General features: G+C 64.4%; 14 protein-coding genes. 5 read left to right on the top strand and 9 right to left on the bottom strand.

Annotated features, from left to right (window positions below; translation table 11 throughout):
- Window positions 1-67: 67 nt before the first annotated feature.
- The gene (gene phnD, locus ABIC09_RS21230; protein WP_354110436.1) at window positions 68-1,003 is read right to left on the bottom strand and encodes a phosphonate ABC transporter substrate-binding protein; all 936 of its coding nucleotides are present in this window, start codon (window positions 1,001-1,003) and stop codon (window positions 68-70) included.
- 64 nt (window positions 1,004-1,067) lie between these two features.
- Window positions 1,068-1,877, bottom strand: coding sequence for a phosphonate ABC transporter ATP-binding protein (gene phnC, locus ABIC09_RS21235; RefSeq protein ID WP_354110437.1), 810 nt, complete (start codon window positions 1,875-1,877; stop codon window positions 1,068-1,070).
- Between the two features lie 174 nt (window positions 1,878-2,051).
- On the opposite strand from phnC, the gene ABIC09_RS21240 reads away from it, so the two are divergent.
- The 3 genes from ABIC09_RS21240 to ABIC09_RS21250 are packed head-to-tail and all read left to right on the top strand — an operon-like array spanning window position 2,052 to window position 4,615.
- A complete protein-coding gene (locus tag ABIC09_RS21240; RefSeq protein ID WP_354110438.1) occupies window positions 2,052-2,708 on the top strand; it encodes a transferase hexapeptide repeat family protein in 657 nt (218 codons plus the stop codon).
- Window positions 2,705-3,898 (top strand): alpha-D-ribose 1-methylphosphonate 5-triphosphate diphosphatase, encoded by a 1,194-nt coding sequence (locus ABIC09_RS21245; RefSeq protein ID WP_354110439.1) that lies wholly within the window; start codon window positions 2,705-2,707, stop codon window positions 3,896-3,898. Before ABIC09_RS21240 ends, ABIC09_RS21245 begins: the two co-directional genes overlap by 4 nt.
- Before the next feature lie 18 nt (window positions 3,899-3,916).
- Entirely contained in the window at window positions 3,917-4,615 is a 699-nt protein-coding gene (locus ABIC09_RS21250) for a DUF1045 domain-containing protein (RefSeq protein ID WP_148749857.1), read from the top strand.
- A 3-nt stretch (window positions 4,616-4,618) separates the two neighbouring features.
- Here ABIC09_RS21250 and ABIC09_RS21255 read toward each other — a convergent pair whose 3' ends face one another.
- The 7 genes from ABIC09_RS21255 to ABIC09_RS21285 all read right to left on the bottom strand — a co-directional run bounded on the left by ABIC09_RS21255 (window position 4,619) and on the right by ABIC09_RS21285 (window position 12,187).
- Window positions 4,619-5,212: a hypothetical protein gene (locus ABIC09_RS21255; protein ID WP_354110455.1), complete on the bottom strand. Its 594-nt coding sequence runs from the start codon at window positions 5,210-5,212 to the stop codon at window positions 4,619-4,621.
- Window positions 5,213-5,295: 83 nt separating this feature from the next.
- A complete protein-coding gene (locus ABIC09_RS21260; protein ID WP_354110440.1) occupies window positions 5,296-6,696 on the bottom strand; it encodes a selenium-binding protein SBP56-related protein in 1,401 nt (466 codons plus the stop codon).
- Between the two features lie 273 nt (window positions 6,697-6,969).
- Window positions 6,970-7,911 (bottom strand): dihydrodipicolinate synthase family protein, encoded by a 942-nt coding sequence (locus tag ABIC09_RS21265; protein WP_354110441.1) that lies wholly within the window; start codon window positions 7,909-7,911, stop codon window positions 6,970-6,972.
- 150 nt (window positions 7,912-8,061) lie between these two features.
- Window positions 8,062-10,143 carry a methyl-accepting chemotaxis protein gene (locus tag ABIC09_RS21270; protein WP_354110442.1) on the bottom strand — a complete coding sequence of 694 codons (2,082 nt, stop codon included), beginning with the start codon at window positions 10,141-10,143 and terminating at the stop codon, window positions 8,062-8,064.
- A gap of 121 nt (window positions 10,144-10,264) precedes the next feature.
- Window positions 10,265-11,035, bottom strand: coding sequence for an enoyl-CoA hydratase (locus ABIC09_RS21275; protein ID WP_354110443.1), 771 nt, complete (start codon window positions 11,033-11,035; stop codon window positions 10,265-10,267).
- 12 nt (window positions 11,036-11,047) lie between these two features.
- Complete coding sequence (locus ABIC09_RS21280) at window positions 11,048-11,533, bottom strand: MarR family winged helix-turn-helix transcriptional regulator (protein ID WP_354110444.1); 486 nt, start codon at window positions 11,531-11,533, stop codon at window positions 11,048-11,050.
- Window positions 11,534-11,578: 45 nt separating this feature from the next.
- Window positions 11,579-12,187, bottom strand: coding sequence for a TetR/AcrR family transcriptional regulator (locus ABIC09_RS21285; RefSeq protein WP_354110445.1), 609 nt, complete (start codon window positions 12,185-12,187; stop codon window positions 11,579-11,581).
- A gap of 141 nt (window positions 12,188-12,328) precedes the next feature.
- Here ABIC09_RS21285 and ABIC09_RS21290 point away from each other — a divergent pair, with 141 nt between their 5' ends.
- Both ABIC09_RS21290 and ABIC09_RS21295 read left to right on the top strand, forming a co-directional pair.
- Window positions 12,329-13,585 (top strand): HlyD family secretion protein, encoded by a 1,257-nt coding sequence (locus tag ABIC09_RS21290; protein ID WP_354110446.1) that lies wholly within the window; start codon window positions 12,329-12,331, stop codon window positions 13,583-13,585.
- Complete coding sequence (locus ABIC09_RS21295) at window positions 13,533-15,149, top strand: MDR family MFS transporter (protein ID WP_354110447.1); 1,617 nt, start codon at window positions 13,533-13,535, stop codon at window positions 15,147-15,149. Before ABIC09_RS21290 ends, ABIC09_RS21295 begins: the two co-directional genes overlap by 53 nt.
- Window positions 15,150-15,488 lie beyond the last annotated feature (339 nt).

Raw genomic sequence — 15,488 nt, forward strand, 5'->3', positions numbered from 1 at the left:
GAGACTGGTCCGTCAAAAGAGAATGAGCCGGGTCCATCGACCCGGCTCCAGTGCATCGCCCCGAAACTCAGGACGCCTTCTTCTTACGCAGTGCATCGACGAACTTGATCAGCTCGATCGTGCCATCCCAGTCCTTGGTGGTGGCGGGATGAAAACCCTTCTTCTGGCCGTCCTGGAGACGATCGAAGGCTGCCTTGTCCTTGACCGGCGCGTCGAAGAACGCCTTGGCGATCGCCGCCTTGGCCTCTTCCGGCAGGTCGGAGTTATAAGCATAGGGGCCGTTGATGATCGGCGCAGATTTGTGGATGATGCGGAAATCGTCCTTCTTCATCGGCGAACCGTCGGCATTCTTCAGCATGCCCTTGGTCAGCATCTGCGCCAGCGTCGAATCGTCGTCGCTGGTCCACTGGTTGGCGGCGACATCCACCGTGCCCTGCGCCAGCGCCAGGATTGCGTTCTCATGGCTGCCGGTGAAGACGACCTTGCTGAAATAAGTGTCGGCGTCGGGGATGCCCATCTTGTCGAGCTCGAAGCGCGGCACGTTGTTGCCGGAGGTCGAGTTCGGGTCGACGAGGCCCAGGTTCTTGCCCTTGAGGTCGTCAACCTTCTTGTAGGGGCTGGTCGTCTTGACGAAGAACACCGAGTAATAGCCGGTCGAGCCGTCGGAGTTGATGTCGTTGGCGAAGGCGTCGGTCTTGACGCCGGTCAGGCGGGCGCGTGCGAACGAGGCGGAGCCGTAGCTCGCGATGTGGATGTTGCCGGCGCGCTGGCCTTCGATAACGGCGGCATAGTCGTTGGCGATGCGCAGCGTGACCTTCACGCCCAGTTCCTTGGAGAGATAGCTCATGAACGGCGCCCAGCGCCCCGTCACGCCCGAGGCGTTCTCCGCCGGAATGACCGCGAAGGTCAGTTCGGGATATTTGGCCTTCCAGTCCTCGGCGGAGGCTGAAGTCGTGAACGCAAGCGCGGCGGCGCCGGCAAGAACGAGTCTGCGAGTGATCATGATACCCTCTTCATCGGTTGGGTTCGGTTGACGCAAAAATTGGCAATGACGGATGCGCCGCCGCTCAGGCGGCGGCCGCCGTTCCGAGTGCCGGGACGCCCTCGGGCGCCGGCGCAGGTGTGCCGCCCATGACATCGGCGGCCTCGAGATCGTAGAGTTCGCGGGCAACGTGATGGGTCAACTCAGCCGGCGCGCCGTCGAACACCACGCGCCCCTGAGCCATGCCGATCAGGCGGTCGCAATAGCTGCGCGCCAGATCGAGCGAATGCAGGTTGCAGAGCACCGTGATGCCGAAATGCTTGTTGATGCGCAGCAACGCATCCATGACGATCTTGGTGTTGCGCGGATCGAGCGAGGCGATCGGCTCGTCGGCGAGGATGATGTCGGGCTGCTGCACCAGTGCACGGGCAATCGCCACGCGCTGCTGCTGGCCGCCGGAGAGCTGGTCGGCGCGCTGCGCGGCGAGCGAAGCGATGTCGAACTGCTCCAGCGCCGACATCGCCAGCGCCTTGTCCTGCTCCGGCCAGGTCTGCGACAACGAGCGCCAGGCGGGCATCTTTGCGAGACGGCCCATCAGGACATTGGTCAGCACGTCGAGCCGGCCGACCAGGTTGAACTGCTGAAAGATCATCGCCGAGCGCGCCCGCCACTGCCGCAGCTCCTTGCCGCGCAGCGCGGTGACGTCGAGGCTGTCGAACACGATACGCCCCTGCGTCGGCGTCGCGAGCCGATTGATGGTCCGCAGCAAGGTCGACTTGCCGGCGCCGGAGCGCCCGATCACACCGACGAAGCCGCCGGGCGAGATTTGAAACGAGGCGTCGTCCACCGCGGCTTTTGCGCCGAAGCGGCACGTCAGACCTTCAACCACCAGCATGCAGGGCTCCAGAGTAGCTGGGACCCACCGCTATCGCCGACGCTTGACACTTGTGTGACACGTGCGGTGCGGTGCGGCGTTGCTACACACCTCATCCCCTGTCATCGCATCGTCATTGTCTTGTCATCAAGCCGCTTGATGACGAGCGCCCGCCCTCGAATTCTCGGATGCAGCATGGCCAAGGTGCTTTCGGTCCAACCGACTATCGATCCTTCGGCGCAGCTGCATGAGACCCGGCTCGGCGCCTATACCGAGGTGGGGGCGCGCACGATCCTGCATGAAGTGGCGATGGGCGACTATTCCTACGTCGTCAACGACGCGCAGATCACCTACGCAACCATCGGAAAATTCTGCTCGATCGCGGCGATGACGCGGATCAATCCGGGCAATCATCCGATGCATCGCGCCACGCAGGCGCACTTCACCTACCGCTCCAGCGCCTACTTCCCGGGCGAGAGCGACGACACCGAATTCTTCGACTGGCGGCGCCAGCATCACGTCCATATCGGCCATGACGTCTGGATCGGCCATGGCGCGGTCGTGCTGCCCGGCCGCAATATCGGCACCGGCGCGGTGATCGCGGCCGGCGCCATCGTCACCAAGGACGTGCCGGCCTATACCATCGTCGCCGGCAATCCAGCACGCATCGTGCGGCGGCGGTTCTCCGAAGAGGTTGCCGGACGGCTTGCAAAACTGGCATGGTGGGACTGGGATCACGACAAATTGCGTGAAGCGCTGCCCGATTTCCGCAAGCTCGCGATTGAAGATTTCCTGACGACATACGAAGCAGGGGCAAGTTCCTCTTCCAGCAAACGAAGCGCGGTCGCGTGACAGACATTTTCATCGAGGGTGGCCGGACCCTGATCGGCTCCGAGCTCACTGAGACCTCCCTTGCAGTATCGGGATCCGACATCGCGCAAATCGATGCATCTCGCGGCCGCGCGCGGCTGGCGATCGATGCGCGCAAGCTGCTGGTGCTGCCCGGCATCGTCGATCTGCACGGCGACGCTTTCGAGCGGCAGATGATGCCGCGCGCCGGCGTCGATTTCCCGATCGACGTCGCGCTGGCCGACACCGATCGCCAGGCCATCAGCAACGGCATCACCACCGTGTTCCACGCCACCACCTGGTCGTGGGAGCCGGGCCTGCGCAGCGGCGACAATGCAAGACGTCTGCTCGAGGCGATCGAGCGACAGCGCCCGCAGTTCGCTGCCGACACCCGCTTCCACCTGCGGCACGAGACCTACAATCTCGATGCCGAGGCCGAGATCGGCCAGTGGCTCGCCGAGGGTCGCGTCGACCTGTTCGCCTTCAACGACCACATGGACGGGGTCGTCGCCGACATCTCCAATCCGCGCAAGCGCAACCGCATGGTAGAGCGCACCGGCCTGTCGAGCGAGGCGTTCGACAAGCTCGTTGCGCATATTGTCTCGCGCGCTGCCGATGTTCCGGCGTCGATCACCCGGCTCGCTGCGGCGGCACGCAGCGCCGAGGTGCGGATGCTCTCGCACGACGATGCGACCCCGGCGATGCGCAGGGACTTTCGCAGCCTCGGCGTGACGCTCGCCGAATTTCCGATCAACGAGGAGACGGCGCGCGAGGCCGCAGATCATGGCGACGCCATCGTCTACGGCGCGCCGAACGTCGTGCGCGGCGGCAGCCACACCGGCTGGACCAAGGCTTCGGACATGATCGCGAAGGGGCTCTGCTCGGTGCTGGCATCCGACTATTACTATCCGGCGCCGCTGCTTGCCGCATTCCGGCTGGCTTCAGACGGCGTGCTGCCGCTGACGGAGGCCTGGAAGCTGATCTCGTCGGCACCGGCGCAAGCCACGGGCCTGACCGATCGCGGCACGCTCGCCGCGGGCCATCGCGCCGACATCCTGCTGGTCGACGATAGCGCGCTGCTGCGGCCGCGGCTGGTCGCGGTGATCGCCGCAGGCCGGCTCGTTCATCTCACCGATGCGACGCGGCTGCTCGGCCCGGTGGTGACGCCGCGCGAGACTGTCGTCGCGGCATAAATTGGTTATGCTCCGGCAATGACAGGTTTTTCCCGCTACGCGATCTATTTTTCCGCCGGCGCCGACAATGCGCTCTCTCGATTCGGCGCCGAGTTGCTTGGCTATGATGCCTATACGAGCGACGAGCTTTCGTTTCCGCAAGGCACCCTGCATGCCGTGCCGGACTGGCACGACATTACCGCCGATCCCCGCAAATACGGCTTTCACGGCACGCTGAAGGCGCCGATGGCGCTGGTATCAGGCAAGACAGAGGCCGAGCTCAAGGCTGCCTGCGCGACATTCGCCGCGAAGGCGCGGCCGATGCCGGTGATCCAGCCGGTGGTCGATACCATCAGCGGCTTCATCGCCGTCATTCCGGCTGAGCCGGTCGACGCGCTCCTGCAACTCGCGGCCGACTGCGTTCGCGATTTCGATTCATTTCGTCGGCCCCTGACGGCGGAAGACCGCGCGCGGCGAAAACCCGAAAAGCTGAGCGCGCGCCAGCGCGAGTATCTCGACCGCTGGGGCTATCCCTACGTGATGGAAGAATTCCGCTTCCACATGACGCTGACGGGGCGGCTGGACGCGGAGCGGCGCGGGCCGATTCTGGAGATGCTGCGGGCGAGATTTGCGGAGCTTGGTCTCGGTACACTCGAGATCGACCGCATTGCGCTGTTCAAGCAGGACGATGCGAAGGCGCGCTTCCGGATCATCGGCGAGTGGGCTTTGACGCGGTAGGCTTCAGCGCCAGCTCGCAAGATTGAAGGCGAGCGCCACGACGCCAACCAGAACGAGGCTGCTCGCCCAGATTGCATCCAGATTGAACCAGCTTCGCGAGACGAACCTCAATCCCAGATAGCGGTAGACCAGCCACGCCAGACATCCGCCGGCGCTGATCATGGCGGCAACGTGCACCAGGGACACCAGCACCGCCATCCCGAGACTTGCCTTCATCAGCGCGCCGGCGGCCTCATGGCCTGCATCGAGCTCGAAGGCCCGGCAGAGCCCGAGATAGATCGGTACGAGCATCAAGGCGGCGCCGTGAGCAATGGCAACGGCAAATGACCAGAGCGCCAATTGGGTTGGCGGGATTCGTGCCAGCGCGCGCGGATGGCGCCGCTCGATCAGCCGATAGGCGCCGAAGCCGATGACGAGAAGGCTCACGCCGAGTTGGATCGAACGCTGCCACTCGGCCAGCACGAGCAGGAACGCGAACGGCAGCAGCACGAGAAGTGTCGCCAGGAGATGTCCGGCCGCCAGGGCCCACAACGCACGGAAGAGCGCGCGCGGGGTCTTGTCCATGAGTCCGGTCGACACGGCGAGCGGCCATCCCATTCCCGGATTGACCCCGTGATAGAGACCGCTCGCGACAAGAGCGAGCCAAAGCCAGCCGAGCGCCGGGCTCGCGTGCCCCCAATCTAGGCCGACGGATAGCAAAAGGAGTCCGTCGAACAATCGCCGCCCTCCAGCCTGATCTGGTGCGCACGATACCCGTCGGGGAAGCTGACGAAGTAGTCCTTGTCAAGCTCGAGGCCGCCGTTGCGACCGACATTGGCCATGACCTCCACACCCGGAACGCCGTCCGGATAGAACTGGTCATCCCAGGTGGAATAGAGCGAATTGGTCCAGTACACGCGCCGGCCGTCGCGGCTGATCTCAACCATCTGCGGGCCGGCCGCAAATGCCTTGCCGTTCGGATGCGGGGTGCGGCGCGCGATGCCACCGACGTGAACCGAGCCCGCAAGCTTCGGCTTTCGCGGATCACTCACATCGTACTGGCGCATTTCACCCGTGCCCCAGCACGAGACATATAGAAAACGATCATCCATCGACAGGTCAATGTCGGTCACCAGCGGCGGCACGGCGCCAAAGCCCTGGAGCAGCGGCGGGAGCTGCTCCTTTGGCGCGGGCTCGGGCGGGATCGTCGCCGTCTTCTCCGCATGGAATTTTCCGCCTTCGCGCCACCAGGTCCAGATCGATGCTTCGAGATTCGTGGTGTCGACCACAACGCCTACGAAGCCGTATTCGCGAACCGGATCGTGCGCGGGCCGCACCTCCAGCGCCATCTGATGATTGGCGCCGAGGTCGATGGTCTGCACGTTGCGACGGGCGCGGAGATCCCAGAAGTGGAGACGATGACCATATTTGTTCGCCAGCAGATCTTCCGGGACGATCCCGCTCTCGAACTGCGGCGGCAAGGCCCATTCGCTCGTCACCATGTAGTCGCGCGGCAGGTTCCACCAGAAATCATAATGCAGCGTCTGCGGACCGCGGTCGATCTCCCATCGCCCAAGGACCTCGAACGTCTCGCAATCCATGATGAAGACGCCTGGAGGCCCGTTGGTGCCGTCTTTGCCGCCGCCGCCCAGCGTGCTCACATAGACGCCGTCCGGCCCGCAATGGATGGTATGCGGCCGCGAATAGCCGGTCTTTTTGAAGACTTCCTCGGGCTCGATGATCTTGTGGATTTTGGCTTTGGTCGGATCGGGCTTGGTATCGATGATATAGATTCGCGACGAACGCAGCCCTGGGATGATGAGATAGCGCCGCTCGATGAAGGCGTGTCCGGCTAGCGGCGACAATGCGGAGGAGCAGGCATTCCAGCCGAAGTGATGAAATTCATCGCCCTTGTTGGGCATCGTCACGGTGTGGACGATGCGGCTGTAGGTCGGCGATCCCGGCTTGACGTCGATGACCGCGAGAGCGTCCGGTTTTGAGAAATCTGGACTGAGCAGCAACGTGTAGGCGAAGTTCTCCGCAGGTGCTTCCATCGCAAGCTTGGGCGATGCGTGAAAGGTGGGGTCCGGCCTCATCGTCATGGCACTACCTCCCTGTTTCGTTGGCTCGCTCCAACCTGGCTCGGGATAGCGGCATAATGAAGAGCTGTTACGCGATGTCTTGAGATGCTCCGCGGGCCTGGTTGGCGAGCGTACAATAGGTCATCGCCGGGCCGCGGGAAACCGCCCGAACCGCGCCAATTCGACGCCTTCAGCCAGATGATAACTCCGAGTCTTCGCCAAAGTTCTCCCTGTTGTTATGGGTCCCGGATCTGCGCGCGCTTGGGGCGCGCTTGTCCGGGACGACGGCGGAGGCTACTTCCCCCACCGCAATGCCAGCGCGTCGCGCTCCTTGGCCAATTCCAGCAATCCCGCCCGCGTCGCCGGATGCAGCGGCTGGAGGGGATGCCGCACCGCGTCCGACTTGATCACGCCGCCGGCCTGCATCATCGCCTTGCAGGCGATCAGGCCGCATTGGCGGTTCTCGTAGTTGATCAGCGGCAGCCAGCGTTCATAGGCGGCCTTCGCCTTCTCTCGATCGCCTGCGAAATAGGGATCGATGATCTGGCGGATGCCGTCGGGATAGCCGCCGCCGGTCATGGCGCCGGTTGCGCCCGCATCGAGGTCGGCGAGCAGCGTGATCGCCTCCTCACCGTCCCAGGGACCCTCGATGTCCTTGCCGCCCGCTTCGATCAGGCTGCGGAGCTTTGACGCCGCGCCTGCGACCTCGATCTTGAAATAGCGAATGTTGGCGAAGTCGCGCGCCAGCCGCGCCAGCAGTTCGACCGCCAGCGGCGTGCCCGCCACCGGCGCGTCCTGGATCATGATCGGGATGTTGATCGCACCCGAAAGCACCCTGAAGAATTCCACGACGCCTTTCTCCGGGACGCGAAAGGTCGCGCCGTGATAGGGCGGCATCACCATCACCATCGCGGCACCGGCGGCCTCGGCCTGCTGGCTGCGCGCCGCGCAGACGGCCGAGCTGAAATGGGTGGTGGTGACGATCACGGGCACCCGGCCCGCGACATGCTCCAGCACCGCATGCATCACGGTGTCGCGCTCGGCGTCGGTCAACACGAATTGCTCGGAGAAATTGGCGAGAATGCAGATGCCGTGCGAGCCGGCATCGATCATGAAATCGATGCAGCGGCGCTGACCGTCCAGGTCGAGCTCGCCGCGCTCGTCGAAGATGGTGGGCGCAACCGGGAACACGCCGCGATAGGGGCGCTGGGCTTTGTGCTGTGGCGTAACCGGCATCTAACTCTCCATCCCCAAAATTCTCTTACAGCTACTCTCTTACAGCCATTCTCTTACAGCTGTCGTCGCGCTCGTGCGGCGCGACAGATGTACCCGGCGAGCGGATCGGCTGCAATGCCGATCCGCGCCGTTGGAACAGGGAATGAAATCTTAAGCGGTCTTTACCGCGCCAAGGAAGCCCTCGACCGCGACGCGGAGACGGTCGGCGTCGGCCGACATCTTGGTCACGGACTGGAACAGCACCGTGCCGGCGTTGCCGGTCTCCTGGTTGAGCTTGGCGACGCTGCCGATGGTATCGGTGACCTCACGGGTGCCTTGGGCGGCATGCTGGAAGTTGCGCGAGATTTCGGTGGTGGCCGCACGCTGCTGTTCGACGGCGGCGGCAATCGCGGTCATCTTCTCGTCGATGCCGCTGATGGCACCGCCGATCGAGCGGATGGCGGCGACCGCCTGCCCGGTCGCGCCCTGGATCTCCTCGACCTGACGCGAGATTTCCTCGGTCGCGGTCGCGGTTTGCGCCGCGAGGCTCTTGACCTCGCCGGCGACCACCGCAAAGCCGCGGCCGGCTTCGCCGGCGCGGGCCGCCTCGATGGTGGCGTTCAAGGCGAGCAGATTGGTCTGGCCGGCGATGGCGTGGATCATCTTCACGACTTCGCTGATCCGGCCCGCGGTCTGGTCGAGGATCTCGACGGTGGCATTGGTCTGCTCCACCTGCGACACCGCTTCGCGCGCATCGCGTGCGCTGGACTGGACCTGCGCGGAGATTTCGCCGACGGAAGCCGAGAGCTCCTCGGTCGCGGCCGCAATGCTTTCGAGATTGTTGGTGGCCTGCTCAGCGGCGGAGGAGACTGCAGCCGTCTGGCTGCTCGATTCCGACACCAGCGTGCGCACATCGGTCGCGGTGGCATCGAGTTCCTTGGCCGACGCGGCGACGCTGTGGATCACTGCCTGCACGGTGGCGTCGAAACTGCGGCACGCGTCGTCCACGGTACCGGAACGGGCGAGCTGCAACGCCTGCTGCGATTCGCGTTCCTGGCCCAGACGTTCCGCGGTCGCCGCGCTCTCGCGCAGGCTTTCGAGCGCGGCCGCCATCGTGCCGAACTCGTCGGGATAACGCGATTGCGGGACGGGCGTCGCGTAGTCGCGGGCGCTGATCCGGGCGATGGCGCCGAGAATGGCGCGGACCGGACGCATCAGGCGATTGCGCACGACGTAAACGCCGGCGAGCGTCACGGCGAGCGCGACCAGGAACGCGAGCGACTGGATCACGAGATTGGTCAGCGCCTTCGCCTGCACCGTCTCGGCACGCGCGATCGACTGGTCGAGCGCCGTGGTCGCGACCGCAACGATCAGCGGGAACGGCGATTGGCAGAGCGTATTCCATTCCGAAGCGGGCATCGCCGGCTTGCCGCTGCCATCGAAGTTCTTGGTGAGATCGCCGATCTGCTTGAGGACACCGTCTGTCTTGACCTTCGCGTCCGTAGCTGCCGTCACCAGTTCTGCCGTCACATCGGGCGCGGCCAGCAACTCGGCCATGCCGGACCAGCCGGAGGCGATAGTACCGTCCCATTGCGCCAGCGACCGCTTCTGGGCGTCGTCGAGCGGCTTGCTGCTGTTGACGTTGGAGCGAAGTGACGAACAGTGGATTCCATAGCGGTCGCGCACCTGCCAGGCGAGGCGGCGGACTTGGATCATGCGGGCAATGAAGGGATCGTTCATCCAGGCGCGGTTCGACACGGCGGTGGAGGCGAGGTTCGCGGTGTCGATGACCTTGGTGACGGCGTCGTACCACGAGTTGGTGCGCTCGATCTTGCGCTCGGCGCGCGGGCGCTTGGCCTCGTCGTAGAACAGCTGGAATTGCGGTGCGGCCTCACCCCAGCGCTGCTTCAGCGTGCTGGCGAGCTCGTCGCGGCGCGCGAAATCGATCGTCGCGAGCGCCGCGCCGATACCGTCATAGCCGCCCTGCTCCGCTTTCTCGGCCTCGGCAAGCTTTGCGCGTGGGTCGTCGTCGCCGAGCAGCGCGCTCTGGGCGTCGCCGCGATTATTGCGCAGGGACAATACGCCGTGGAAGATCGCCTTGTCGGCGGCGGCAAGCCGCGCGGTCTCGAGACTATCGCTGTAGCGGCCGAAGGCCCCGACCATCTGGATCGCCGTGCTGGCGAGCGCACCGGCTGCCAACAAGGCCATCAGCACCAGGAGAAGCGAACTTACCGATTTCTTAAACATTGCCATGAGTCGCGAAGCCACCACTTTAGGAGTGGCCACCTTGCCCCGCGACATGCCAATGTTCCGTTAAGGTTGTAGTCAAATGCCGGAAGCTCCCGATTTGCCAAACCTTTAAGCAGGCCCGGCGTCACGAAACCTTCGTGAAATCCGGCGGGCGGCGCTCGGCAAACGCGGCGAACGCCTCGCGCGCCTCGGCCGTGCGCAGACGCTGCGCGAACTGCTCGCCCTCCGCCTGCATCTGCGCAACCAGCATCTCGCCATTCCGCATCAGCTTCTTGGTCGCGGTGAGTGCTCCGGCCGGCTGTCGGGCAAGACGCTGGGCAAGCGCAAGCGCCTCGGCGTCGAGCCTGTCGAGCGGCACCACGCGATTGGCGAGGCCCCATTCCAGCGCGGCCTTGGCCGGCACGGTCTCGCCGAGCGCAAACATCTCATAGGCGCGGGCATAACCGATACGCGCCGGCATCAGCAGGCTCGAGGCGGCCTCCGGGACCAGCGCGAGGCTGACGAAGGGCGTCGACAATTGGGTGTTTTCGGCGAGCACGACGAGGTCGCAATGCAGGAGCATTGTGGTACCGACGCCGACGGCGCGGCCCTGCACGGCTGCGACCAGCGGACGGGTGCAGCGCGCCAGCGACTGGATGAAGCGGCCGACATTGCGGCTGCCTTCGGACCTGCCTGACGCGACGGCCGCAAACTCGCCGACATCATTTCCGGCGGTAAACATGTCACCCTCGCCGCGGATCAGCAGCACGCGCACGGACGGATCGAACTCGGCGGATTCGATGGTGTCGGCGAGCTTGCCGTACATCGCATCCGTCAGCGCGTTCTTCTTGTCGGGGCGCGCCAGGGTGAGCGTGAGAATTCCGCTGTTGTTCTCAACTCGCACATGCTCGGTCATTTGTCTCTTCTCCTAGTCCTCTGGATCTCTTGTGGGGTCTCTTGTCGGATCCCTTGTCGGGTCCCTCGGAAACTTGTCCTGAATGCTCGTCAGCCAGCGCGCGACGATGTCGATCTCCGCGCTCGTAAATCCTTCCGTCAGCCTCGCATTGATCTCCGCGGTCGACGCTTTTGCTTGCGCCAGCGTGGTCCGCCCCTTCGGCGTCAGCCAGACCCGCCAAGCCCGCCCGTCTTCGCGATCGGCGCGACGCTCGACCAACCTCGCCGTCGCAGCGCGATCGACAAGGCCGGAAATGCCGGCCGGACCGAGATCAAGCGCAGCACCTGCCTCGCCCATCAGAACACCGTCCTGCTTGCCGAGAATGAACAACAGCCCCGCCTGCGCCGGCGTCACTTCGCTCGCGGGCTGCGCCGCCATCCGTCGCTGCAGGCGACGTTGTGCGACGCTGAGGAGGTAGATCAGCCGATGGTGTTTCGCCGCGGCTAATTTATTTCGCATACGAAATATATAACCGGTCGGGATTGGATTGTCAAAAGGAAGCCGCTAGGTCGCTTTTACGCGACTACCGTCGAGGAAAAAGGCCGCGCAGGTTCGCACGCGCCGCTCGATATCCTTGCGCGCCGGCAAGGGCAGGCCGCCATAGATCGCCGCGCGCTGCGGCGCCGAGGCGACCATGCCGATCAGCATTCCGGCGGCCTCGTCGACGTCGTCGATCGCGATGAGCTTTTTCTTGACCTGGACACGAAGCCAGCGTGCGAGCGCGATGGCGGTCCGGGCAATACCGTTCTTGTAGAAGTTCGCGGCAAGATCGGGGAACGCGGCGGATTCCTGCAGCACCATGCGCTGCAACGCCACGACCTCCGGATCGAGCGCGAGATCGGCGCAGGCAAGGAGCGCGGCACGCAGGCCCGTGTCGATATCGACGTCTCCGTTTGCCTGGAGATCGACAGCGGACAGCAGCCGCTCCAGCCGGTCCGCGCACATCGCCTCGAACAGCGCGGCCTTGCCCGGAAATAGGCGATAGAGCGTTTTGGTGGAGATCCCCGCACTCCGCGCCAGCTCTTCGGTACTGGTCGCGGCATAGCCGTCGACGGCAAAGGCGTGCCGTGCGGCTTCGAAGACGATCCGCTTCGTCTCCTCGTCGCTACGCACTGGCGGTCGTCCGCGCGGACGGCTCTCACTTTTCGATTTCGCCTGAGCCATGTTTTTAAATGATGCCTGTCATTCCATTGACTATCCCAACGTTAGTTCTATTTTGGAAATCGTCAAGTTTCCTAATTCAGGGAGCCGGCCATGACCGTGCACGCCACCCCGTCCAAGTCCGAATCCACCGTTGTTCCAACCCTTCCGCCGGAGAGCATCCTGCCTGCCGTACCGCCCCCGGTCCGCCGCCAAAAGCTCAGCGTTCGCAAGCTCTTGCTCGCGGGTGTGGCGGTCGCCGCCCTCGCGGGCGCCAGCCAGTACGGCTACGACTACTGGACCGTCGGGCGCTTCCTCGTCTCCACCGATGACGCCTATGTGAAGGCCGACAACACCACGATCGCGCCGAAAGTCAGCGGCTATCTCGATCGCGTTCTGGCGGGCGATAACGAGCATGTGAAGGCAGGCCAGGTGCTGGCCCGGATTGACGACCGCGACTTCCGCGTCGCGCTCGACCAGGCCAAGGCCGATGTCGCCGCCGCGAATGCAACGGTGACCAGCAAGCAGGCGCAGCTCGAGGTTCAGGATGCGGTGATCGCCGCAGCCAAGGCGACCATCGATGTCGATACTGCTGCAAAGACCTTCGCGCAGCAGGAGAACAAGCGCTACACGGATCTCGCCGCGACAGGCTACGGCAGCGTGCAAAACGCGCAGCAGGCGCAGTCGCGCAACGCCGGCGCCGACGCAGCGATCCAGCGCGACACTGCCAATCTCGCTTCCGCCCTCAAGCAGGTCGAGCTCCTGAAGGCCGAGATCGCGCAAGCCAACGCGGCCGCAGCCCGCGCCGCCGCGCTTCAGCATCAGGCCGAGCTCAATCTCGGTTACACCACGATCGTCTCGCCGATCGACGGCGTCATCGGCAACCGAACGCTCCGCGTCGGCCAGTTCGTGCAGGCCGGCACCCAGCTGATGTCGATCGTGCCTGCCGAAGGCGCCTATGTGGTTGCCAATTTCAAGGAGACCCAGCTTACCCATGTCCGTGCCGGACAGCAGGTCGAGATCGAGGTCGACACCTTCCCCGGCCAGGTGGTGCACGGTCACGTCGATTCCATCGCGCCGGCCAGCGGCCAGGAGTTCGCCCTGCTGCCGCCTGACAACGCCACCGGCAACTTCACCAAGATCGTGCAGCGCATCCCGGTGAAGATCGCACTGGATGCCGAAACGCAGCCTGCCATCGAGCTGCGGCCCGGCATGTCCGTGATTCCGACGATCGCAACCCGTTCAGCGCCGGCCGCGCAAGCGGCAACGACGCCCCAAGCAACATCTAAAGCGAAGCTTGTTTCCGGAGGGTCGTGCCATGTCAAACAGCCTCTCAATCTCGACGCCCGCAACATCGCCCGCGACGCCTGACCGCGTCGCCGCCGATCCCAACCGCGCCAGCGCTACGGTCTGGATCGCCGTCTTCGCGGCGATGATCGGCGCCTTCATGGCGATCCTGAACATCCAGATCACCAACGCCTCGCTGCTCAACATCGAGGGCGGCATCGGCACCGGTGTCGACAACGGATCCTGGATCTCGACGTCGTACCTGATCGGCGAGATCATCGTGATCCCGCTGACCGACTATCTGTCGCGGGTGTTTTCGTTCCGGAACGTCATGCTGGGCTTCGCGACGCTGTTTGCGGCCTTCTCGGTCGCATGTGCGTTTGCCGACGACCTGACCTCTATGATCGCGATGCGCGGTTTTCAGGGTTTCTTCGGCGGCGTGCTGATCCCCATGGCCTTCACGCTGGTCTTCACCAAGCTGCCGAAGGGCCAGCAGCCGATCGGCCTCGCGATGTTCTCGCTCGCGGTGACCTTTGCGCCCGCGATCGGCCCGACCATCGGCGGCTATCTCACAGAAAATTACGGCTGGCAGACCATCTTCTTCGTCAACGTGCTGCCCACTGCGGTCATGGTGGCGATCCTGTTCGCGACCCTGGAGCGCCAGCCCATGAATCTCGCCCTGCTGCGCGAGGGCGACTGGTTCGGCATCGCGACCGTGGCGGTCGGCCTGGCCTCGCTCCAGGCCGTGCTCGAGGAAGGCAACAAGAACGACTGGTTCGGCTCGCCCTTCATCGTGCGGCTCGCCGTCATCTCCGCCGTCAGCCTGTCGCTGTTTATCTATATCGAGCTCGTGGTCGAGAAGCCGCTGCTCCGCCTGCGTCTGTTGACACAGTGGAATTTTGGCGTCGGCACCATCGCCGCGGTGTTCCTCGGCTTCGCGCTGTTCGGCTCGGTCTATCTGCTGCCGGCCTATCTCGGCCAGGTGCAGGGCTACAATGCCGAGCAGATCGGCAACGTGCTGGCCTGGACCGGCCTGCCGCAGCTGCTGCTGATTCCACTGGTGCCGAAGCTGATGCAGCGGTTCGACACCCGCTACATCGCAGCGGTCGGCCTGCTGCTGTTCGCCGCCAGCTCCTTCATGAACATCACGATGTCGCTCGATTACTCAGGCGATCAGTTCTTCATCCCGAACGTCGTGCGCGCAGTGGGGCAGGCCCTCACCTTGGCGCCGCTGTCTGCGCTCAGCCTCGGCAGCGTCGCGCCGCAGGATGCGCCCGCCGCCTCCGGCATCTCCAACATGATGCGCAATCTCGGCGGCGCCATCGGCACAGCCGTGCTGGCGACCATCGTCACCAAGCGCGAGCAGTTCCACTCCAACATCATCGGCCATTCCGTCACGCTCGGCCGTGAGGAGGTCCGCGCCCGCATCGCCCAGACGACCGATTACTTCATGGCGCACGGCGTGCCCGACCCCAACGCCGCACGCGAGCAGGCCATCATCGCGCTCGGCAAGACCGTGAAACGCCAGGCGCTGGTGATGGGCTTCTCCGACACCTTTGCGGTGATCGGCGTGGTGCTGGTGCTGGCCGCGATCGCAGTGCTGCTGACGCGGCGGGTGAAGGCGGCCGGCGGGGGCGGTGCCCATTAAGGGTTCGCCCGTCGATTGCAATTTGCCGCGGCCGTCACGCTTGACGGCCGCTTCTTTTTGTGTTCCCTATTCGTTCCGTTCAATCATAGATTGTTCCGGAGGCCTTTGGTGATGAATAGTATGCGTGGCGAAACCCAGCCGACCCAACTCGTCATTCATAGTGACGAGGACACGCCGGACCAATTCGTGATGGATCTGCTCCGTCAGGTTTTCGGCAAATCGGAGCGTGAAGCGGCTGCGCTAGGAGCGTTAGCCGATCAGGTTGCAAGTACCCTGCGGCCACGAAGTAGTTTGTGGATTCTGCGGGCGTGTAGGTGTCGACGATGCGACCAATAGCGT

Source organism: Bradyrhizobium sp. S3.12.5, from assembly GCF_040548225.1.
In the GTDB taxonomy this organism is placed as follows: domain Bacteria; phylum Pseudomonadota; class Alphaproteobacteria; order Rhizobiales; family Xanthobacteraceae; genus Bradyrhizobium; species Bradyrhizobium cytisi.